18 protein-coding genes are annotated in these 19,774 nt (G+C 69.6%); 10 read left to right on the plus strand and 8 right to left on the minus strand.

Annotation, left to right across the window (positions count from 1 at the left end; genetic code table 11):
* The first annotated feature begins 47 nt into the window (after positions 1 to 47).
* Positions 48 to 1,052, plus strand: coding sequence for a 3'-5' exonuclease (locus ACFE87_RS06100; RefSeq protein ID WP_375458732.1), 1,005 nt, complete (start codon positions 48 to 50; stop codon positions 1,050 to 1,052).
* Between the two features lie 145 nt (positions 1,053 to 1,197).
* On the opposite strand, the gene ACFE87_RS06105 is transcribed toward ACFE87_RS06100, so the two are convergent.
* Together ACFE87_RS06105 and ACFE87_RS06110 are read right to left on the minus strand one after the other, a co-directional pair.
* Positions 1,198 to 3,021 carry an aminopeptidase P family protein gene (locus tag ACFE87_RS06105; RefSeq protein ID WP_375458733.1) on the minus strand — a complete coding sequence of 608 codons (1,824 nt, stop codon included), beginning with the start codon at positions 3,019 to 3,021 and terminating at the stop codon, positions 1,198 to 1,200.
* On the minus strand, positions 3,018 to 3,950 hold the full coding sequence (locus ACFE87_RS06110; protein ID WP_375458734.1) for a 50S ribosomal protein L11 methyltransferase: 933 nt from the start codon (positions 3,948 to 3,950) through the stop codon (positions 3,018 to 3,020). Before ACFE87_RS06110 ends, ACFE87_RS06105 begins: the two co-directional genes overlap by 4 nt.
* 151 nt (positions 3,951 to 4,101) lie before the next feature.
* Here ACFE87_RS06110 and infA point away from each other — a divergent pair, with 151 nt between their 5' ends.
* On the plus strand, positions 4,102 to 4,377 hold the full coding sequence (infA, locus tag ACFE87_RS06115) for a translation initiation factor IF-1 (RefSeq protein WP_375458735.1): 276 nt from the start codon (positions 4,102 to 4,104) through the stop codon (positions 4,375 to 4,377).
* Here the strand turns inward: infA and ACFE87_RS06120 are convergent.
* A complete protein-coding gene (locus ACFE87_RS06120; RefSeq protein ID WP_375458736.1) occupies positions 4,374 to 5,330 on the minus strand; it encodes a hypothetical protein in 957 nt (318 codons plus the stop codon). The genes infA and ACFE87_RS06120 overlap by 4 nt on opposite strands.
* Before the next feature lie 379 nt (positions 5,331 to 5,709).
* Here ACFE87_RS06120 and ACFE87_RS06125 point away from each other — a divergent pair, with 379 nt between their 5' ends.
* Both ACFE87_RS06125 and ACFE87_RS06130 read left to right on the plus strand, forming a co-directional pair.
* Positions 5,710 to 6,939, plus strand: coding sequence for a glycosyltransferase (locus tag ACFE87_RS06125; protein ID WP_375458737.1), 1,230 nt, complete (start codon positions 5,710 to 5,712; stop codon positions 6,937 to 6,939).
* 98 nt (positions 6,940 to 7,037) lie between these two features.
* Complete coding sequence (locus ACFE87_RS06130) at positions 7,038 to 7,784, plus strand: ArsR/SmtB family transcription factor (protein WP_375458738.1); 747 nt, start codon at positions 7,038 to 7,040, stop codon at positions 7,782 to 7,784.
* A gap of 10 nt (positions 7,785 to 7,794) precedes the next feature.
* On the opposite strand, the gene ACFE87_RS06135 is transcribed toward ACFE87_RS06130, so the two are convergent.
* Positions 7,795 to 9,672: an ABC-F family ATP-binding cassette domain-containing protein gene (locus ACFE87_RS06135; RefSeq protein ID WP_375458739.1), complete on the minus strand. Its 1,878-nt coding sequence runs from the start codon at positions 9,670 to 9,672 to the stop codon at positions 7,795 to 7,797.
* 120 nt (positions 9,673 to 9,792) lie between these two features.
* On the opposite strand from ACFE87_RS06135, the gene ACFE87_RS06140 reads away from it, so the two are divergent.
* Both ACFE87_RS06140 and ACFE87_RS06145 read left to right on the plus strand, forming a co-directional pair.
* The gene (locus ACFE87_RS06140) at positions 9,793 to 10,776 is read left to right on the plus strand and encodes a Gfo/Idh/MocA family protein (RefSeq protein WP_375458740.1); all 984 of its coding nucleotides are present in this window, start codon (positions 9,793 to 9,795) and stop codon (positions 10,774 to 10,776) included.
* A gap of 81 nt (positions 10,777 to 10,857) precedes the next feature.
* Positions 10,858 to 11,544 (plus strand): Crp/Fnr family transcriptional regulator, encoded by a 687-nt coding sequence (locus tag ACFE87_RS06145; RefSeq protein ID WP_375458741.1) that lies wholly within the window; start codon positions 10,858 to 10,860, stop codon positions 11,542 to 11,544.
* Positions 11,545 to 11,593: 49 nt separating this feature from the next.
* Here ACFE87_RS06145 and ACFE87_RS06150 read toward each other — a convergent pair whose 3' ends face one another.
* Positions 11,594 to 13,339, minus strand: a complete 1,746-nt coding sequence (locus tag ACFE87_RS06150; protein WP_375458742.1) for an AsmA family protein — start codon at positions 13,337 to 13,339, stop codon at positions 11,594 to 11,596.
* 212 nt (positions 13,340 to 13,551) lie between these two features.
* Here ACFE87_RS06150 and ACFE87_RS06155 point away from each other — a divergent pair, with 212 nt between their 5' ends.
* Together ACFE87_RS06155 and ACFE87_RS06160 are read left to right on the plus strand one after the other, a co-directional pair.
* Positions 13,552 to 14,292, plus strand: a complete 741-nt coding sequence (locus ACFE87_RS06155; protein WP_375458743.1) for a CoA transferase subunit A — start codon at positions 13,552 to 13,554, stop codon at positions 14,290 to 14,292.
* 13 nt (positions 14,293 to 14,305) lie between these two features.
* Positions 14,306 to 14,986, plus strand: coding sequence for a 3-oxoacid CoA-transferase subunit B (locus ACFE87_RS06160; protein WP_375458744.1), 681 nt, complete (start codon positions 14,306 to 14,308; stop codon positions 14,984 to 14,986).
* Between the two features lie 9 nt (positions 14,987 to 14,995).
* Here ACFE87_RS06160 and ACFE87_RS06165 read toward each other — a convergent pair whose 3' ends face one another.
* Complete coding sequence (locus tag ACFE87_RS06165; protein WP_375458745.1) at positions 14,996 to 15,883, minus strand: MaoC family dehydratase N-terminal domain-containing protein; 888 nt, start codon at positions 15,881 to 15,883, stop codon at positions 14,996 to 14,998.
* A 201-nt stretch (positions 15,884 to 16,084) separates the two neighbouring features.
* Here ACFE87_RS06165 and ACFE87_RS06170 point away from each other — a divergent pair, with 201 nt between their 5' ends.
* On the plus strand, positions 16,085 to 16,450 hold the full coding sequence (locus ACFE87_RS06170) for an SWIB/MDM2 domain-containing protein (RefSeq protein ID WP_375458746.1): 366 nt from the start codon (positions 16,085 to 16,087) through the stop codon (positions 16,448 to 16,450).
* 157 nt (positions 16,451 to 16,607) lie between these two features.
* The gene (locus ACFE87_RS06175) at positions 16,608 to 17,393 is read left to right on the plus strand and encodes an SDR family NAD(P)-dependent oxidoreductase (protein ID WP_375458747.1); all 786 of its coding nucleotides are present in this window, start codon (positions 16,608 to 16,610) and stop codon (positions 17,391 to 17,393) included.
* Between the two features lie 161 nt (positions 17,394 to 17,554).
* Here the strand turns inward: ACFE87_RS06175 and ACFE87_RS06180 are convergent, their stop codons facing one another.
* Positions 17,555 to 18,448, minus strand: a complete 894-nt coding sequence (locus ACFE87_RS06180) for an alpha/beta hydrolase (RefSeq protein WP_375458748.1) — start codon at positions 18,446 to 18,448, stop codon at positions 17,555 to 17,557.
* A complete protein-coding gene (gene purD, locus ACFE87_RS06185) occupies positions 18,445 to 19,746 on the minus strand; it encodes a phosphoribosylamine--glycine ligase (protein ID WP_375458749.1) in 1,302 nt (433 codons plus the stop codon). Before purD ends, ACFE87_RS06180 begins: the two co-directional genes overlap by 4 nt.
* Between the last annotated feature and the right edge of the window lie 28 nt (positions 19,747 to 19,774).

Below are 19,774 nucleotides of genomic sequence, written 5' to 3' on the forward strand. Positions count from 1 at the left end.
ACTCCGGCCCTCTACAATCGCCTGATTCGTTTAACCCCGAGAGGCCCATGCGGGCGGTGGCCATCGATTTCGAGACGGCGAACGAGCAGCGGACCAGCCCCTGCGCGGTCGGTCTCGCCTGGATCGAGGACGGCCGCGTTACGCGGCGCGCCTACAGCCTGGTGCGGCCGCCCGAGATGCGGTTCGAGCCCGGCAACGTCCGCGTCCACGGCATCCGGCCGCGGGATGTCGAAGGCGCGCCCGAATTGCCGGACGCGATCGCACCCTTCATGGCCGACCTCGTCGGCGCGACGGTGATCGCCCACAACGCGGCGTTCGACATCGCGGTCCTCTGCGGCACCCTCGCGCTCTACGGCCACGCGGTCCCGCGGCTGACCTATCTCTGCACCCGGACCATGGCGCGCCGGGCCTGGCCGCACGAACCGCGCTTCGGCCTCGCGGCGCTTTCCGCGAAGGTCGGGGTCACCTTCCGGCATCACCACGCCGAGGAGGACGCCTATGCCTGCGCCCGCGTCGCCCTCGCGGCCGCGGCCCAGGCCGGAACGTCCCGGATCGGGGAGGCAACCGAGCGGCTCGGCATCCGGGTGGGGCTCGTCGACGGACCCCTGCGCTCACCCTGCATGTCGATGCTGCAGGAGCGGCGGCGCGAAATCAGGGTGGCGAGGCGGGTCGCGCCTTCCGGCGAGGGCAGGCTCGCCTTCACGATCCGGGGTTCGACCGGCAGTCACCACGAGATCACCGGCGCCTTCGCGGGACAAGGCTACGCGCTGCGCTGCTCCTGCATGGCGGGGCGCCATCGGCTCCGATGCCGGCATGTGACCGCGCTCCTCGACGGCGAGATCACCGATTTGATCTCCGAGAACCACTACGATCTCGAGAAGCTGCGGGCCGTCGTGCAGGCGATCGGGGACGCCGGCATCCTCCCGCAGGAGGGGGTGTGCGCCCGAAAGGCTCAGCGCGACCCGGAGCCCGACGCCACCTCGCCCCCGATCTCCGCCGCGAAGGCGGCCGAGAGCAAGGCAGAGATCCGCCTCGGCTGGAGATCCGTGTAGGGGGTCGCTTCGGCCAGCTCTTGGGTAGTTGGAGCGGGTTCGCCGAACCATCCACGAATTTCGAGCCGATCTGCGTGATGTAGAGCACACGCTTCTTCTGGTCGTAGGGGTCGGCGAAGCCTGATCCTGGAGACGTCGAGAGTCTTCAGCTGAGCGGGCGGGTGGCGTTCGCGAGCCAGTCGACCGTGCCGGCGTCGACGAGGCCGGCGAGTTCGTGCGCCACTCGGGCATGGTAGTCGTCGAGCCAGGCGCGCTCCTCGGCGTCCAGCAGGCGCGGCTCGATGAGCTTGCGGTCGATCGGGGCCAGCGTCAGCGTCTCGAAGCCGAGCATCGGGCGCTCGCCGCCCGGGATCTCGCGCGGCTCGAGCAGGATCAGGTTCTCGATCCGGATGCCGTAGGCGCCGGTCTTGTAATAGCCGGGCTCGTTCGAGAGGATCATGCCGGCCTCGAGCGTCGCGGTGCCGAGTTTCGATATCCGCTGCGGGCCCTCGTGCACCGACAGGTAGCTGCCGATGCCGTGGCCGGTGCCGTGGTCGAAATCGAGCCCCGCCTCCCAGAGCGGCCGCCGGGCGAAGCCGTCGATCTGCGCGCCCGACGTTCCCTTCGGGAAGACGGCCCGGGCGATGGCGATATGGCCCTTCAGCACCCGCGTGAAGCGGTCGCGCATCTCGTCCGTGGGCTCCCCGACCGCCACGGTCCGGGTGATGTCGGTCGTGCCGTCGACATATTGCGCGCCGGAATCGACCAGGAAGAGCTCGCCTGCCTGCAGGGCGCGGTCGGTCTGCCGCGTCACCCGGTAATGCACGATGGCGCCGTTCGGCCCCGATCCCGAGATGGTCGGGAAGGACACGTCCCGGAGCGCCCCGGTCTCCTGCCGAAAATGCTCCAGCGCCTCGACGGCCGAGATCTCGGTCGGTTCGCCCGCGATCGTCTCGCGGTCGAGCCAATGCAGGAAGCGCGTCACGGCGGCGCCGTCGCGGCGATGCGCCTCCCGGGCGCCCGCGATCTCGGTCGCGTTCTTCACGGCCTTCATGGCGGTCAGGGGATCGGGGCCGAGATCCGCATCGAGCCCGATCTCTCTGAGCTGGCCCTTCAGCGCTTCCGCGCCTGTCGCCGAATCGAGGCGGATCCTGCCTTGCCCGACCGCGAGCCGTTTCAGCTCGGCGGGCAGCCGATCGGGCGAGGTGATGTCTGCGACGCGGCCGAGCACATCGGCGACGTCGTTCGTGACCTTGTCGGGATCAAGCAGGAGAACCGGGCGACCTTCGCTCGGCACGATGCCGTAACCGAGCGCGACAGGCGTGTGCGCGATATCCGCCCCGCGCAGGTTGAACAGCCAGGCGAGGTTGTGCGGATCCGAGATCACGAGGCCGTCGACGCGGTCATGCGCGAGCTTCGCGCGCAGGCGCTCAAGCTTCTTGCCGGTCGGCTCGCCCGCAAGGTCCTCGGGATGAAGCGCGACGGCGCCCCGCGGAGGAGCGGGTCGGTCCGACCATACGGCATCGAGCGGGTTCGTCTCGACCGGGTAGAGGCTCGATCCGACTCGCTCGACCGCCTTCCGAAGCGCCTCGGCGCCCTTGGCGGTGTGGAGCCAGGGATCGTAGCCGAGCACGCGGCCCTGGCCGAGATGCGCTTCGATCCAGGCCTCGGCCGTCGTCTCGGCCATCGGCACGACCGTCAGGAGGGAGGTGTCGACCTGATGCGCCGCCTGAAGGGTATAGCGCCCGTCGACGACGAGAGCGGCGTCGTCCCGCAGGATCACGGCCGTGCCGGCCGAGCCGGTAAAGCCGGTCAGCCAGACGAGGCGATCGGCCGAGGGCGGCACGTATTCCGACTGGTGCTCGTCCGCGCGCGGCACGACGAAGCCGTCGAGCCCCCGCCTGAGGAGTTCCGCCCGGAGCAGCGGAATGCGCTCTGTCCCCTGCGAGGGGCTCGCGAGGTCGTCGAAGGTCTGAAAACGGGCGGTCATAAGCGAGATCCGAAGAGAGGCCGCGGGCCCGCCCCGCCTCGGGCGAGGACCAGCGTCGCCCAGCCTTCGCGACTGGACCGGCTGCGGAGCGCGAGACCCTGGGTCCGGTAGGCGGCGACGATGCCGGCGACGTCGCGGTCGAGAAGGCCGGACAGGATGAGGCGGCCACCCGGCGCGAGCACGCGGGCGAGGGCAGGCGCGAGGCGGGCGAGGGGGCGGGCCAGGATATTGGCCATGACGAGGTCGAAGCCGCGCGTCCGGTTGGCCAGCCGATGCCGCACGCCGGGCGCGACGTAGAGCGCGAGATGGGGCGCGACCCGGTTCAGCCGGGCATTGCCGCGCGCCACCTCGATCGCGATTGGATCGATGTCGCCCGCGACCACGCGGGACCTGAGGGCCCGGGCGGCCGCGAATGCCAGGATGCCGGTCCCGGTGCCGACGTCGAGCACGCGGCGAGGACGCCCGCGCTTCAGCTCGGCCGCGAGCGCCGCGAGGCAGCCGCTCGTCGTGCCGTGATGGCCGGTGCCGAAGGCGAGCGCGGCCTCGATCTCGATCGCGACATCGTTCGGCCGGACGGCGGCGCGATCGTGGGCGCCGTGGACGACGAAGCGCCAGACCCGGACCGGTTTCAGCCCGTCGAGCGAGGCCCGGACCCAATCGGCGCCGGCGAGGGTCGAGAAGGTGGCCGCATCGACATCGTCGCCGACCGACGGGCGGGCGAGCTCGCGGATCGCCTCCTCGTCCGGCTCCGAGGCGAAATAGGCTTCGAGGAGCCAGGTCCTGCCGTCCTCGGATTCGAAGGCCGCGACCGCGGTCTCGGCCGGGTCGAAGACCTCGCCCAACAGCTCGGTCAGGGCGCGCGCCCGCACCTCGTCGGTCCTGAGCCGCAGGACATGCGTCGGCGCGTGCGGCGGCAATCCTTCCAGCATCGCCGGCCTGTAACAGAGGCCCGCGATCCGGCCAACGACCGGGAGCGGCCTCCTGCCCCCGCTTCCGCTTTTTCGTCGCGCGCCGGGCGGTTCTCGTGTAGAGCCGCCGCGCGCAAGCGACACGGCGACGCGACCGAAGGCACAAGGCTCGATGGCGAAAGAGGAACTGATCCAGTTCGAAGGTCTCGTGACCGAGGCGCTTCCCGATACGCGTTTCCGCGTGCAGCTCGACAGCGGCCACGAGATCATCGCCTACACGGCCGGGAAGATGAAGAAGAACCGGATCAAGACCCTCGCCGGTGACCGGGTCACCGTCGAGATGTCGCCCTACGATCTCGAAAAGGGTCGTCTCATCTTCCGGCACAAGGACGAGCGCGTCTCCACGGGTCCGCGCCCTCCCTTCCGGGGCGGCATCAGGCGTCGCTAGACCGGGGCGGTCTCGATCCCGGCGCGCGCCGCCTCCGCCCGCCGGCGTGTCTCGGCTGCGAGGTCGAAGCCGTCATCGGGAACGCGCGCGAGGAAGCGCTCGGCGATCTCGGTCACGAGGAGGTCCGGCTTCACGCTCGCGACGTGTTCCCAATCCACGCTCGCCGACCAGACGAAATGGACCTCCCGGAAGGTCTCGGCCAGCAGCGCCGTGAGCCGGAACGGATGATAATGCGCGCAGGAATCGCCGTAGAGGAGCAGCCGGCGCGGATCGGCCTCCGCTGACGGGTTCGTGTAGACGACATGCACGGCGGTATGCGGCGAGACGGGCGCCCGGCCTTCTTCGTAGTCAGTGACGATTTCGTTCGCGAAGGTCCGGACGGCGTCGCGTTGCAGGCCATAGACCCGGTAAGGCTCCGGGACCGGCGGGATCATCTTCGAACCGAGGTCCAGGAGCGAGTCCGTTTCGAGGAAGGGACGGTCCGTGAAGCCGCCCTGCGGGGTCGCGCCGAGCGCCCGGCAGAGTTCGCGATAGGCGACCAGGCAGCCGGCCAGCGTCCAATGGGTGTCGGTCCGCCAGTACAGGGCCTGGTTCCTGCCGGCCGACAGCATCGGAGGGACGAGATCGAGGACGAGGCGGGGCCGGCCTCGTGCCGCGACGGCCGCTGCGAGCCGCAAGGCCGGGGACTGGCCGGGATCCACGAGCGGCGTCGCACAAAGATGCGGGTAGACGGTCAGCTTCTCGGGGACGACCATGTGGAGATAACGGATCCGGGCGGCCCGTGCGCGATCGGCGCGGTGCTCGATCAGCCGGGACCAGGCGCGGAGCCGCCGCCAGCGCCCGAGGGTCGCCCGGTATTGGCTGAGGGCCGCGTTGCTGCCGCCGGTCAGGAAGAGCCAGCCGTCCCGCCCGACATGAATGGCGCGGGGCTGCCGCGAGGGGGAAACCTGCAAAGGCCAATCCGGATGCGCGGCCGGCTCCTGTGCCGGTCGCGTTCCGCTTACCAGCCCTGACCGCGATCCTGCCAATCTCCGGCGTTGGAGATGGCGGCGGGTGTGCGATACCGTCGCCTACCGCAGCGGACGGAGCTTGTGGCCCTGACCATCCCGAAGCTGCGCATCGTCCTGTCCCCGCCCGACGGCGTCATCCGCCTGGGTCCGCTCCCGGAAGGAAGACCTCGACGTGGGGCGCGCGCCGCAATCCAGGGCCTCGGCAAAGCGACCGGGGCCCTCATCGAGCGCCGGCAGTCCGGCGATGGCGAGCGCATTCCCTCGGGCGTTCGGGCGGAATGCGCCCACGCTCCGGCACGCCGGCGCTGAGCCAGCAGCCGCCTTGGCCAACATCCTCTTCGTCCACAACAACTTCCCGGCGCAGTTCGGACATCTCGGCGAGGCGCTGCCGGAGCGCGGACACCTGTGCCGGGCGATCTCCTCGCCGACGGGCCGGCCCTTGCCGGACGTGCCGGTGTCGCGCTGGGTGCTTGGGAGGGGAACGACGCAGGGCATCTTCTCGCCCGCCACGCGGGCGGAGGCCGACCTTCTGCGGGGCGAAGCGGCGGCCCGGGTGGCGTTGCGGCTGAAGGCCGACGGGTTCTCGCCGGATCTCGTGATCGGACATCCGGGCTGGGGCGAGACGCTGTTCCTCCGCGAGGTGTTTCCGCGCGCACGCCAGATCCTCTACGGCGAATTCTACTACCATGGCAGCGGCGGCGATGTCGGGTTCGACCCGGAATTCGGGGAGCCGGATTTCGACGAGCGCGTTCGGGTCTATGCCAAGAACGCGACCGGCGCGCTCGCCTATGCGGCAGCCGACCGCATCGTGTCCCCGACGGCCTTCCAGGCCGGATTGCTGCCGAACGTGTTCCGCGCGCGCCAGGTCGTCCTGCACGAGGGCATCGACACCGAGGCGATCTCTCCCGGGCCGGCCGGCCGAATCCGGCTTTCGGACGGGACAATGCTCGACGGGACGATGCCGGTCGTCACCTTCGCCAACCGCCGCTTCGAGCCTATGCGCGGCGTCCACACCTTCATGCGCGCGTTGCCGGCCTTGCAGGCGCGCGTTCCGGAGGCGAGGATCGTCATGATCGGGGCGGACGAACCCGGCGGCTACGGCGCCTCGGCGGGCGAGGGGACCACCTGGAAGGCCCGTCTGCTGTCAGAACTCGAGGGCCGTCTCGACCTGTCGCGAATCCATTTCACGGGCACGCTGCCGCACGCCCACCTTCACGCGGTGATGCGGCTCTCGGCCGCCCATGTCTATCTCACCTACCCGTTCGCCCTGTCCTGGTCGCTGCTGGAAGCGATGTCGCTCGGCTGCCTCGTCGTCGGGTCGGCGACAGCGCCCGTGCAGGAGGTGATCCGGCACGGCGAGAACGGTCTCCTCGTCGACATGCTCGACCCCGCAGCCATCGCCGAAACGCTCGTCGATGCCTGCACGGGCCCGCGGGAGCGCTTCGCGCCGCTCCGCATCGCGGCCCGCGGCACCGCATTACAGCGCTACGACCGCGAGCGGGTGTGCCTGCCGGCCTGGCTCGATCTCGTCGACGAGGTACTGGCCGGGTAGGCCGAGCTTGCCGCCAAGGCTGCCATCGAGATGATACGGCGCAGCCCGAAGCGCCCGGCTCTCAATTCTGGCATGGTGCCGGGACACGAGGCCTAAAGATGCTCAGCACGTCTGCCTTCGCCGAAACGGCTGCTCTGATCGGGGATCCCGCCCGGGCCAACATGCTGACCGCGCTGATGGATGGACGCGCGCTCACGGCGTCGGAACTGGCCCGCCATGCGGGCGTCGCTCCCCAGACCGCGAGCGGCCACCTCGCGCGGCTGACCACCGCCGGGTTGCTCGCCATGGAGCGGCAGGGGCGGCATCGCTATCACCGGCTGGCCTCGGCCTCGGTCGCCCAGATGCTGGAGAGCATCATGGCGGTCTCGGCCGATCTCGGTGGCGCTGGTGCAAACCGGCGGAAGAGTCCGGTCGTCGGGCCGAGGGACCAGGCGCTCCGGCGCGCCCGGACCTGCTACGACCACCTCGCCGGGCAGATCGCGGTCGCGATGGCAGACCGCCTGGTCGAGCGTGGATATATCGAATTCACGTCGGACGGGGGCGCGCTGACCGAGGCCGGAGCCGTGTTCCTCCACGGCATCGGCGTCGATCTCGACACCGCGTCCGCCCGATCGGCCGGCCGTGGAAGCGGCCGGGTCTTCTGCCGGCCCTGCCTGGACTGGAGCGAGCGACGCCCCCATCTCGCCGGCGCGGTCGGGGCCGCCCTCTGCCGGACCTGTTTCGACAAGGGCTGGATCCGGCGCGCCGACAACACGCGGGCCGTCGCGGTCACGCCGGCCGGTCAGCGAAGCTTGTCGGAGACGTTCGGCTTGCGGATCGGAAGCGAGGCGGTCGGCCTCGCCTGAACCGCCGGCCTCACCCGGCCGCAGCCTCGATCTCCCCGGACAGCGTCAGCCACTCGTCCTCGGCGCTGGCCAAGGCGGCCGCCGCCTCGCCCCGCATCCGGGCGATGTCGCGGGCCTTGGCCGGGTCCTCGGCATAGGCCCGGCCGCCGGCCATGGCGGTGTCGATCTTCTTGATCGCGGTGCCGAGCTTGTCGATGCGGATCTCGAGCGCGTGCAGGCGCTTGCGCAGGGGCGCGGCGGCGGTGCGGCGGTCGGCGGCGCGCTTTCGCTCCTCCGCCCGCTCGGCCTTGTCCTCCTCGGGCCGCGCCTTGGCGGGCGCGGGATCGGCCTCGCCCGAGAGGACGAATTTCCGGTAATCGTCCATGTCGCCGTCGAAGGATTTGACGGCGCCGTTGCCGACGATCCAGAGCCGGTCGGCGCAGGCCTCGATCAGGAAGCGATCGTGGCTGACGAGGATGACGGCACCCTCGTAGTCGTTGATCGCCTCCATCAGCGCGGTGCGCGAATCAATGTCGAGGTGGTTCGTCGGCTCGTCCAGGATCAGCATATGCGGGCTGTTGAAGGCGGCGAGCCCCATCAGGAGCCGGGCCTTCTCGCCGCCGGACAGGTTCTCGACCGGCGTGTCCGCCTTCTGGCCCGGGAAGCCGAACCGGGCGCAGCGCGAGCGGATCTTCGCCTCCGGCTCGCCCGGCATGCGCTCGCCGACCTGGAGGAAGGGCGTGGCGTTGGGCCTGAGCTCGTCGAGCTGGTGCTGGGCGAAATAGGCCACGTCCATCTTGGCTGAACGCCGGATCGTGCCGGCCTGCGGTTCGAGCCGGCCGCCGAGGATCTTGCAGAAGGTCGACTTGCCGTTGCCGTTCTGGCCGAGGAGCGCGATCCGGTCGTCCGGCAGGATGGTGAGGTCGAGCCGCTTCAGGATCGTTCGGTCGCCGTATCCGGCCGCCACGCCCTCCATCGCGATCAGCGGCGGCGACAGCGCCCGCTCGGGCGAGGGGAGGATGAAGGGCAGCGTATTCTCGTCGACCATGGTCGAGGATGGTTCGAGCTTCGCCAGCCGCTTCACCCGCGACTGGGCCTGGCGCGCCTTCGAGGCCGTCGCCCGGAACCGGTCGACGAAGGCCTGCAGATGCTTGCGCTCGGCCTCCTGCTTGGCCGCGAATTTCTGCTCGAGCCGGCGCTTCTCGGCATGCTGCTTGGCGAAGGACGTGTAGTTGCCGCGAAACAGCGTGAGCTTTCCGCGCTCGAGATGCAGGATGTGGTCGACCGAAGTGTCGAGGAGGTCGCGGTCGTGGCTGATGACCACGATCGAATGCGGGTAGCGGCCGAGATAGTCGTAGAGCCAGAGCGTGCCTTCGAGATCCAGATAGTTCGTCGGCTCGTCGAGGAGGAGCAGGTCGGGCTCGGCGAAGAGGACCGCGGCCAGCGCGACCCGCATGCGCCAGCCGCCCGAGAAATCCGAGCACGGCCGGGCCTGGGCGGCCGCATCGAAGCCGAGCCCGTGCAGGATGGTCGCGGCCCGGGCCGGGGCGGCATGCGAGCCGATATCGGTGAGCCGCGTCTCGATCTCGGCCCGCCGCATGCCGTCGGCCTGCTCGGCCTCCGCCATCAGGGCGGCACGCTCCGTGTCGGCCGCGAGGACGACCTCGACCAGCGTCTCGGGCCCGCTCGGGGCCTCCTGGGCGACCGCGCCGATCCGGGTCTGGCGCGGCAGCGAGATCCCGCCCGATTCGGAGGCGATCTCGCCCTGGACGAGCCGGAACAGGGTCGACTTGCCGGCGCCGTTCCGGCCGACCAGCCCGACCCGCGCCCGCGCGGGCAACGCCGCGCCCGCATGATCGAGGATCAGCCGGTCGCCGATGCGATAGGTTAGATCGGTGATGTGGAGCATGCCGGGTTCATGGCCGGGCGAGCCTCGCGAGGCAAGCGCCGGTCCGTGGAAGGACGGGCCGGCTCGACCCTGGGATCGCGCGCCGGTAGAGCAGCGCCCGACACTCTGGTGCAGGACGGCATGACCGAGCGAGCGGGACAGGACGGGCCCAAGGTGGCCGTGGTCGGGGTCGGGATGTGGGGCCGCAACCACGCCCGCAACTATGCCGAAATCGGCGCCCTCGCGGCGATCGTCGACCGCGACCTCGAAGCGGCAGCACGGCTGTCGGCCCAGCACGGGGTGCCGGTCGCGAGCTTCGACGAGGTACTGGCCGATCCCGGGATCAGCGCGGTCGCGATGGCGCTGCCGCCCTCGCAAAACCTGTCCCTCGGCCGCCGGGCGCTCGAGGCCGGCAAGCACCTCTTCGTCGAAAAGCCGATGGCGATGACGACCGGGGAGGCGGCGGAACTCCTGGCCGTCGCCGCCCGGCACGAACGCCGGCTCATGGTCGGCCATATCCTGCAATATCACCCGGCTTTCCTCGTTTTGCTCGAACTGGTTCGGGCTGGCACGCTCGGGCGGCTCCTGTCTCTCGTCTCGACCCGGCTCGATCTCGGCCGCATCCGCCGCGAGGAGGATGCGCTCTGGGCGCTCGCCCCCCACGACGTCTCCATGATCCTGGCCCTCGTCGGCGAGGAGCCGGACGCGGTGACGGCGCAGGGCGGCTATCACACGCACCCGACGATCGCCGACACTGCCGGCGTGGATCTCCGCTTCCCGAGTGGCGTCAGGGCCGAAATCCGGGTGTCCTGGCTCCACCCGTTCAAGGAGCAGCGCCTGGTCGTCGTGGGCGAGCGGGCGATGGCGGTGTTCGACGACCGGGAGCCCTGGGAGCGGAAGCTCGTCCTCTACCGCCACCGGATCGAGGATCGCGGCGGAATGCCCTTCGCGGAGCGGGCCGAGCCGGAGCCGGTCGCCGTCGAGCCCGGCGAACCGCTCCGCCGGGAATGCCTGCATTTCCTCGACTGCGTCCGGACCGGCGCGCGTCCGACGAGCGATGGGGAGGAGGGCCTGCGCGTTCTGCGCGTTCTGGAGAGGGCGAGCGCGAGCCTTTCGTGCGGCTGATCGCGGTCCTGTAGGCGTCCGCCCGAGGTCGGCTTGACAGGGGAGGCGCCTTGGTTCCTGCCTCCGGCGAGGGTGGATGGCATGCACCGGCTGGCCAATGTGGCGCTGTTCAAGGGGGCTGAGATCGATCTTGCTCCCTATGGGGCGCGCTCGCATTGCCGCTCGTTCAAGCCCGACGAGATCCTGGTCGATTTCGACGATTCCTCGACCGACGTGTTCTTCCTGATCTCGGGCGACGTCCGGGTGCTCATCCGGACGCGCTCCGGCAAGGAGGTCATTCTTGGCGAGATGCGGGCCGGCGCCCTGTTCGGAGAACTCGCGGCGCTGGATGGCATCGCCCGCTCGGCGAATGTCACCGCCCTGACCCGGGGCGAGGTCTGCGTCATGACCTCGGCCGTGTTTCGGGAGCTCGTCCTGTCCTCGCCGGTCGTGGCCGATCGGCTGTTCCGGCTGCTCACCGGCCGGATCCGCGAACTCGACGCCCGGATCATGGAGCATACCGTGCTCGATCTCCGGCACCGCCTCTATGCCGAACTTCTCAGGCTCTCGATCCCGCGGAGCGGCCATCCGGGCGAGCGGGTCGTGACGCCGCCGCCCTACCATCATGTGCTCGCGGCCCGGATCGGCTGCCGGCGGGAGCAGGTGACACGCGAATTCACCGCGCTCGATTCCGAGGCGCTGATCGAGCGGACGCGGGGCGCCCTCGTGCTCCGAAAGCCCGACCTCCTTCAGTCCCGCGTGGCCGCCGCCATGCGCGAGGATCCATGACCCGCGCCATGGGCCGCGAAGGAGACTCGGAGCAGCGCACGCCCGCTCGTCAGTGACGGATGTCCGTCGCTCCGGTCACGTCTTCGGGCGCCCTCGAACTCACGACCGGCTTTTCGATGGGTCCCCGGACGTCGAGGACGAGAAAGGGCCGCTCGGTCGCGGGTGGGTCGACCAGGCGGGTCGTGGCCTGGAGCGCGAGCGCCCCGTCGGAGAGAGAGATGCGGCCCCTGACGCGGGTCTGGGTGGTGATCGTCTGGACGCGGCCGTCGGTGATCTCGGCCACCCCGTCCGCGAAGTTCAGGTGGAGCTGGGCCTCGCCGAAACGGGTCCGGCCGCCGCGCCAGTCGGGCGTCGCTCCCGCCGCGCGCCTGACGTCGACCCGCTTCGCCGCCTCGTTCAGGGCAATGCCTGAGATCTCGCCGTCGCGGGCCACCAGCATCACCCGGCCGCGGAGATGGCGCGAGAGGTCGGCCTGGCTCTCGCCCAGCGCCTCGAAGGTCGCCTGACCACCGATCGTGCCTGAGATACCGCGGCCTGGCGCCGTCTTCGAGAGCAGGCTTTCGAGGTCGACCTTGTCGATCGAGACCTGGCCCCGCATGTCGCGTCCTTCGCCGTCGAGCGCGGCCGAGAGGCGGCCCTTGACCGAGCCGCCCGCCAGCGTCGCGCGTGCCACGGACACTTCGAGTCGCTCGCCGCTGACCAGGATGCCGGCCGCAAGATCGCCCAGGCGGAGATCGCCCATCCGCATGCCGGAGGCGGAGAGGCGCACGTCGTAATCGCCGCGGGGTGCGGTCGCCCGGGTCGGGTTGGCGACAGGCATCACCCAGCCGAGATCGAGGTCGCCGCCGGCGAGCGTCGCGCGCAGTTTCGGGCGCTCGCCGTCGACCCTGTAGGCAAGGCTGCCGTCGAGCCGGTCCCGTCCCAGGTCGAGGACGGCTTTGGGCCATTCGACGCCGGCCGAATCGAGCCGCGCGTCCCCGCTGAGCCCCGCCGGCTGGTCGAGATCCTGAAGATCGAGCCCGAGCCCCGTCCAACGGGCGAGCGATCCCAGCGAGGGGGTCTGGATCGCGAGCAATCCGGCATAATGCGGCGTCGGGCCGAGCGTGACGGAGCCCAAGAGATTCACGCGGCCGAGGCGGCTCGTGGCCCGGATGTCGAGCCTGTCGCTCGCGCCCCCGAGAAGCAGGCTTGGCGTCAGACCGGAGAGCGCGACCGAGACGAGTTCGCCTTTCCACAGGCCCGAGGCCGAGAGGTCGACATCGCCTCCCGCTTCCGGCCAGCGGATCGTCGCGTTCAGCCGGCGCCATTCCGTGACCTGCCCGTCGCCCGGATGGACGAGCGCGAGCTCCGAATCCGTGACGATGATCCGGTCCACCCTGGAGGGTCCTGGATCGCCGCCCGTCAGGCGCTCGCGCAGGCGATCGAGACCTGCCGTCCAGGCATTCCGGCCGGCGCCGTCGAGCGCCACCTGGATGCGCGCCCTCACGATCCGGACGTCGGAAAACCGCACGCGGGCGGTCAGGAAGGAGAGAAGCCGTAGGTCCCCGTTGAACTGGCCCACGGCCGAAAACGCGCCGGCTTCGTCGGCGAGCGTCACGCCCTGTATCTTCAGACGCGGGACTGGGAGAAACACCAGGGTGGCCCGGCCCTGCATCCCAAGCTCCAGTCCGAACTCATTCCGGATCTGGCGCGCAACCGCGCTCCTCAACCGATCGGACGAAATCTCCCAAGGGATCAGCGCCAGCACCAGAGCCATCACGGCCAACAGGCAGAGCGCGACGGATCGTCGGGACATTCAGGCGGCGGAGGCTGTCATGCGGGGGCGTCTGCCATGGCTTGGCCGGCGAAAGCGGGGCCGTGTCGCGTTCCGTCTAGCCCTCCCGGGCGAATTTGTCCAAGAGCCGACACAGGGTCCCGGTCGTCTTAGGAGCAACGCGCTTGGTTCGCGCAAGGCGCCCGGATATGGTCGAGGCAGGGAGGCGGCGCTCGCCGCGGGGAGAAAAGCGAATGAAGAAGGTCCACCCGGACGCGACGGCGGCCCTGTCCGGAATTCTGCGCGACGGCATGTCGATCATGGCCGGAGGCTTCGGGCTCTGCGGCATACCGGACGTGCTGATCGCCGCGATACGGGACTCCGGCGTGAAGGATCTGACGGTCATCTCGAACAATGCCGGAATCGATGCGGTCGGGCTCGGACTCCTCCTCGAGACGCGGCAGATCCGTAAGATGATCTCGTCCTATGTCGGCGAGAACAAGACCTTCGCGACGCAGTATCTCGCGGGCGAACTCGAGATCGAGTTCAATCCGCAGGGCACGCTCGCCGAGCGGATCCGGGCCGGCGGCGCCGGCATCCCGGCCTTCTTCACCAAGACCGGTTACGGCACGCTGATCGCGGAAGGCAAGGAGACCCGCGAATTCGACGGCGAGCATTACGTGATGGAGCGCGGCCTCTTCGCCGACCTCGCGGTCGTGCATGCCTGGAAGGGCGATACCGAGGGTAATCTCGTCTATCGAAAGACGGCCCGGAATTTCAATCCGATGATGGCGAGCGCCGCCAAGGTGACGGTGGCGCAGGTCGAGCATCTCGTCCGTCCGGGCGAGATCGACCCCGACCACATCATCACGCCCGGCATCTACGTGAAGCGCATGATCCACGTGCCGCAGGCCGAGAAGCGGATCGAGCAGCGCACGACCCGCAAGCGATCGCCAGAGCCCGCCGCCGCCTCGGCTGGCGGCGGCCCCATCTGATAAGGACAGTATCATGGCCTGGACACGCGATCAGATGGCGCAGCGCGCCGCCCGCGAGCTGCGGGATGGCTATTACGTCAATCTCGGGATCGGCATTCCGACCCTCGTCTCGAACTTCATTCCGGACGGAATGAGCGTTCAGCTGCAATCCGAGAACGGCATGATGGGGATGGGACCCTTTCCGTATGAGGGGGACGAGGATCCCGACCTCATCAATGCCGGCAAGCAGACCATCACGGAATTGCCGTCGACGAGTTATTTCTCGTCGTCCGACTCCTTCGCGATGATCCGCGGCGGCCATATCGACCTGTCGATCCTCGGCGCCATGCAGGTTGCCGAGAATGGCGACCTGGCGAACTGGATGATCCCGGGCAAGATGGTGAAGGGGATGGGCGGCGCCATGGACCTCGTCGCAGGCGTCAAGAAGGTCGTCGTCGTGATGGAGCATTCCGCCCGCAACAAGGACGGCACGACGGAGCCGAAGCTCCTCCACCGCTGCAACCTGCCGCTGACCGGCGCCAATGTCGTCGACATGGTGATCACAGATCTCGGCGTCTTCGCCATCGACAAGAAGGGCTCGGGCGGCATGACGCTGATCGAACTCGCGGACGGCGTTTCCGAGGAGGAGATCAGGTCGAAGACCGAGGCGTCCTTCGCGGTCTCCCTGTCCGGTCCGGCGCGGCAGGCAGCCTGAACGGTCCGGTCAGGCGCCGAGCGAGGCTCTGGCCGTCATCGTCGGGCGGCCTTCGGCGTCGAGCACGCGAAGGATCGCCTCGCTCTCCTCCTGCCGCCCCTCGATCCGGAAGGGAGCGAGGTCGAAGAGCGGCCGCTCGGCCCGGAACTCGAACCGGGCCGGGTGCCGGCCGAGGATCTCGGCCGCGAGCCCCATCAGCAAGGTCGCCTGCAGCGGGCCATGGACGATCAGGCCCGGATAGCCCTCCACCTCGGTCACGTAGCTGCGGTCGTAATGGATGCGGTGGCCGTTGAAGGTCAGCGCCGAGTAGCGGAACAGGAGGACCGGGGAGGGCACGATTTCGCGACCGGACCCGCCGTTCGGTTCTCGCCTCTCGGCAGGCGGGACGGCACGTGGCACGGCGGCGGGTGCAGACGGGGCCGCGACGTCCAGACCGCGATAGACGATGTCGTGTTCCTCCACGATCGCGACGCCTTGCTCGGTCACGACCTCATGCTCGACGAGGACGAAGACGAGCGGTCCTGTCCGGCCCTGCTTCATCTCGACCGAGACCACGCGCGAGCGTCGCTCGACCTCGTCCCCGACCCGCAATTCGCCCGGGAAACGCAGCCGGCCCCCGGCCCACATCCGGCGTGGGAGCGGCACCGGCGGCAGGAAGCCGCCACGTGCCGGATGGCCGTCTTCGCCGAGCTCCCGCATCGGAACGGTGGGCAGGGCGAGACACCAATGGATGCCGAGCGGAGCCGGGGCGCCGGGCGGGACCGCTTCCGGCCGGTCGAGAATCGCCCGGAACGCCTGGTCGAGCCAGGGTGTGATTGTCCCCGAGGCGCTTTCGGTTCGGCCCTGCCAGGTCTTCAGGTGGCCGATATCGACCGGATGCGAGGCGGCGGATGTCATTTTGTTTCGCCTCCAAGGAGAATGGACGTCATACCGAATTTCTGCCTCCAGCGCCCGGGTTGCGCCTGTTTGAGCCTAAAACGCCCGCCATGAGGGCCGAAATGGGCAAAAACTCACAGCGGAGTCGAGATTCCCCCGTTGACGCGGCCGTCAAGGCCGCACAAGGCTCGAAATCCTTATAAGCCGTAGAGGAGAGGCGGAATGGCCAAGGAAACCAAGACGACGACCGCGAAGGCGAAGGCGCCCCCGAAGGAAAAGGCGGCCCCGAAGGCGGCTGCTGCTCCCAAGGCTGCTGCGGCTCCCAAGGAAAAGGCCGCCAAGAAGGTGAACCCGGCCCTGATGAAGCCGATGAACCCCTCCAAGGAACTCGGCGCCATCGTCGGAACGAAGCCGCTTCCCCGCACCGAGGTCGTGTCCAAGGTTTGGGAATACATCAAGAAGAACAAGCTGCAGAACCCGAAGAACGGTCGCGAGATCCTGGCCGACGACAATCTGAAGAAGGTTTTCGGGATCGACAAGGTGACGATGTTCGAGATGAACAAGCACCTGTCTCGCCACCTCAGCTGACGTCCAGTCGCCTATCTGCTTCCTGAACGCGCCTCGGACGCTCGGCCTCTGCCGGGCTCCGTAGGTGGGCTGATCCGGTAGCCAGGCCATCGTCGCCACACCCTGCCATGCAGGGCGTCGGACGGGGAGGGTTACGCTCGGAAGGGGGCCGATCGCCATGAAAGTCGCCGGCAAGGTTGTCGTGGTGACAGGCGGGGCCGACGGCATCGGCCGCGCGCTCTGCGAGGCCTTTCATCGCGAAGGCGCGAGCGCGGTCGTCGTTGCCGACATGAACGGTCCGGGTGCCGAGGCCGTCGCTCGGAAGGTCGGCGGCGCGGGTTTTGGCTGCGACGTGTGCTGCGAGGCCGACATTCTGCGGGTCATTGCGGCGACGGAAGAGCGCTTCGGGCCGATCGGCCTGTTCTGCTCCAATGCCGGAATTCTGGCCGGCCTGGACCGGCGATCCGAGCATCCAGCGGGAGCGCCGGACGAGCTCTGGGCGCGGAGCTGGGCCGTGAACGTCATGGCCCATGTCTGGGCGGCTCGGGCGCTCGTGCCCCGCATGAAGGCACGGGGCGGCGGCTGGTTCCTGCACACGGTGTCCGCCGCAGGTTTGCTGTCCCAGGTCGGCAGCGCGATCTATTCCACCACCAAACACGCGGCCGTCGGATTCGCCGAAAACCTGGCCATCGCGCATCGCGACGATGGAATCCGGGTAGCTATCCTGTGCCCGCAGGGCGTGGACACGGCCATGCTCGGGCGCGATCGGTCGAACCCGGCCGCGCTAGACGGGGTGCTATCCCCGGACCAGGTCGCGGAGGCCGCGGTTAAGGGGCTCGATTCCGAGACCTTCCTGATCCTGCCGCACGAGCAGGTCGCCGGCTATATGCGGAACAAGGCCGAGAATTACGACCGCTGGCTCGGCGGCATGGTCAAGCTGCAGCGGCGAGTGCGGGAGATGTAATCGGGTCAAGTAGACGACTGCTTTGCCCGACGTGGAGCGTGCTTCGAGACGCCCGCTGCGCGGGCTCCTTAGCATGGCGCCGGTAGTGGATAGCAGCGGAGACTATCCCGGCGTCATGCTGAGGAGCGGCGCAGGCCGCGTCTCGAAGCACGCACGACCCGTCAGCCCAGGAATCGCTGCAACCCGGCGAGCGTCGCCTCTGACGCTTCTTCCGCCACGAAATGGCCGCTGGCGACCTCCGCGTCGATGATCTCCGGCGCGAAGGTCCTTCGCCACGTCTCGGGCGGCGCTTCCGCGCCCTCCCGGCGAAGATAGTGCGAAGTCCAGACGAGAAGGCTCGGGCAGCCGATTCGCCGCCCCGCCGCCATGTCGGCCTCGTCATCGGCGACGTCGGTCGTCTTGCCGGCCCGGTAATCCTCGCAGAAGGCGTGGATGCGCGAGGGATCGTTGCAGCTCTGCCGATAGGCATGCAGCGCGCGCGAGTCGAAGACGTCGAGCGATTTCGGGCCTGACCATTGGCGCATCAATCCCTCGAAATAGGGCGGGGGGTCACGGCCGATCTCCTCTTCCGGCACGGGCTCCGGCCGGGCGAGGTCGTCCCAATGTGCCGTGGGCTGGATGCCGGCCCGGACCCGGTTCCAGACCTCGAAGGTCGGCAGGATGTCGAGAAGCGCGAGCCGCTCGATCCGGCCGGGCTCGTCGAGCGCCAGCCGGTAGCCGACCCGGGCGCCGCGATCGTGGCCGGCGAGCGCGAAGCGGACATGGCCGAGATGCTCCATCACGGCGACGACGTCGCGGCCCATGGCGCGTTTCGTGTAGCGCTCCCCGCCGTGGCTGCCCGGCGCCGAGGACCAGCCGTAGCCGCGAAGGTCCATGCAGACGACCCGGTGCGTGCGGGCGAGCGCCGGAGCGATGCGGTGCCACATGGCGTGGGTCTGCGGAAACCCGTGCAGCAGCACGAGCGGCGGGCCCTCGCCGGCCGAGCGCGCGAAGATCCGGCCGGCCTCGGTGTCGATCCAATGCGAGGCGAAGCCGGGAAAGAGGTCGTCGCTCATGTCGCGTCCCCCTTGACGCTCGCCTCGCGCTCGACCGCCCGCCGGCCGATATCGCTCCGGCAGAATCCCTCCGGCCAGTCGATGGCGGCGATGCCCTCATACGCCCGCGCCTGAGCCTCCGCGAAGGTCGGCGCGAGCGCGGTCACGGCGAGGACCCGGCCCCCGGCGGCAACGAGCCCGCCGTCTGCGTCCCGCGCCGTGCCAGCCTGGAACACGGTCACGTTCTCCATCTGGCCCGCCTCGTCGACGCCCCGGATCGCCGAGCCGCGCTCGACCGGACCCGGATAGCCCTTCGTCGCCATCACCACGGTGACGGCCGGGAAATCCGACCAGCTCAGGCCACGAATCTCTTCGAGCACGCCGTCGCGGGCCGCCAGCATGGCGGCGACGATGTCGGTGCGAAGCCGCGGCAGCAGGACCTGCGCCTCGGGATCGCCGAACCTCACATTGTACTCGATCAGTTTCGGGCCATCCGCCGTCACCATCAAGCCGGCATAGAGGATGCCGACGAAGGGTGTCCCGCGCTGCCGCATGCCGTCGAGGGTCGGCCGGATGATCCGGGCCATGATCTCCTCGTCCAGTTCGGGCGTGATCAGGGTGGCCGGCGAATAGGCGCCCATGCCGCCGGTATTCGGGCCGCGGTCGCCGTCCTCCGCCCGCTTGTGGTCCTGGGCCGTGCCGAGCGGGAGCGCGCGCGTGCCGTCGCAGAGCGCGAAGACGCTCGCCTCCTCGCCGAACAGGCATTCCTCGACCACGATCTCGGCCCCGGCCAGGCCGAGCCCGCCGCCCAACATCAGGTCGATCGCGGCCTCTGCTTCTTCGACCGTCTCGGCCACGACGACGCCCTTGCCGGCCGCGAGCCCGTCCGCCTTGACGACGATCGGGGCGCCGGTGTCCCGGACATAGGCCTTCGCGGCGGCCGGATCGGTGAAGCGTGCGAAGGCAGCGGTCGGGATGTCGAAGTCGCGCGCGAATTCCTTGGTGAAGCTCTTCGAGCCTTCGAGTTGCGCCGCCGCTCGGGTCGGCCCGAAGACTTTGATCCCTTCCGCCTCGAGGTCGTCGACGATGCCAGCGACGAGCGGCGCCTCCGGCCCGACGACGACGAATTCCACGACCTCGCGCCGGCAGAGTTCCGCCACCGCCTGATGGTCGCTGATGTCGAGGGCGACATTCGTACCGTGCTCTGCCGTGCCCGGGTTGCCCGGCGCGATCAGGAGGCGCGCGCAAAGCGGGCTCGCGACGATCGCCTGGGAGAGCGCATGCTCGCGCCCGCCTGAGCCGATGAGAAGGATGTTCATAGGTGTGAGCCCGGCCCGGTCAGCGCTG

It is taken from the genome of uncultured Enterovirga sp., assembly GCF_964242715.1.
GTDB lineage: Bacteria > Pseudomonadota > Alphaproteobacteria > Rhizobiales > Beijerinckiaceae > Enterovirga.

Bases quoted from the DNA above. Each gene is read 5' to 3' on its own strand.
- ACFE87_RS06100 (WP_375458732.1), top strand. From the start codon at position 48: ATGCGGGCGGTGGCCATCGATTTCGAGACGGCGAACGAGCAGCGGACC.
- ACFE87_RS06105 (WP_375458733.1), bottom strand. From the start codon at position 3,021: ATGACCGCCCGTTTTCAGACCTTCGACGACCTCGCGAGCCCCTCGCAG.
- ACFE87_RS06110 (WP_375458734.1), bottom strand. From the start codon at position 3,950: ATGCTGGAAGGATTGCCGCCGCACGCGCCGACGCATGTCCTGCGGCTC.
- infA (WP_375458735.1), top strand. From the start codon at position 4,102: ATGGCGAAAGAGGAACTGATCCAGTTCGAAGGTCTCGTGACCGAGGCG.
- ACFE87_RS06130 (WP_375458738.1), top strand. From the start codon at position 7,038: ATGCTCAGCACGTCTGCCTTCGCCGAAACGGCTGCTCTGATCGGGGAT.
- ACFE87_RS06135 (WP_375458739.1), bottom strand. From the start codon at position 9,672: ATGCTCCACATCACCGATCTAACCTATCGCATCGGCGACCGGCTGATC.
- ACFE87_RS06140 (WP_375458740.1), top strand. From the start codon at position 9,793: ATGACCGAGCGAGCGGGACAGGACGGGCCCAAGGTGGCCGTGGTCGGG.
- ACFE87_RS06145 (WP_375458741.1), top strand. From the start codon at position 10,858: ATGCACCGGCTGGCCAATGTGGCGCTGTTCAAGGGGGCTGAGATCGAT.
- ACFE87_RS06150 (WP_375458742.1), bottom strand. From the start codon at position 13,339: ATGTCCCGACGATCCGTCGCGCTCTGCCTGTTGGCCGTGATGGCTCTG.
- ACFE87_RS06155 (WP_375458743.1), top strand. From the start codon at position 13,552: ATGAAGAAGGTCCACCCGGACGCGACGGCGGCCCTGTCCGGAATTCTG.
- ACFE87_RS06160 (WP_375458744.1), top strand. From the start codon at position 14,306: ATGGCCTGGACACGCGATCAGATGGCGCAGCGCGCCGCCCGCGAGCTG.
- ACFE87_RS06165 (WP_375458745.1), bottom strand. From the start codon at position 15,883: ATGACATCCGCCGCCTCGCATCCGGTCGATATCGGCCACCTGAAGACC.
- ACFE87_RS06170 (WP_375458746.1), top strand. From the start codon at position 16,085: ATGGCCAAGGAAACCAAGACGACGACCGCGAAGGCGAAGGCGCCCCCG.
- ACFE87_RS06175 (WP_375458747.1), top strand. From the start codon at position 16,608: ATGAAAGTCGCCGGCAAGGTTGTCGTGGTGACAGGCGGGGCCGACGGC.
- ACFE87_RS06180 (WP_375458748.1), bottom strand. From the start codon at position 18,448: ATGAGCGACGACCTCTTTCCCGGCTTCGCCTCGCATTGGATCGACACC.
- purD (WP_375458749.1), bottom strand. From the start codon at position 19,746: ATGAACATCCTTCTCATCGGCTCAGGCGGGCGCGAGCATGCGCTCTCC.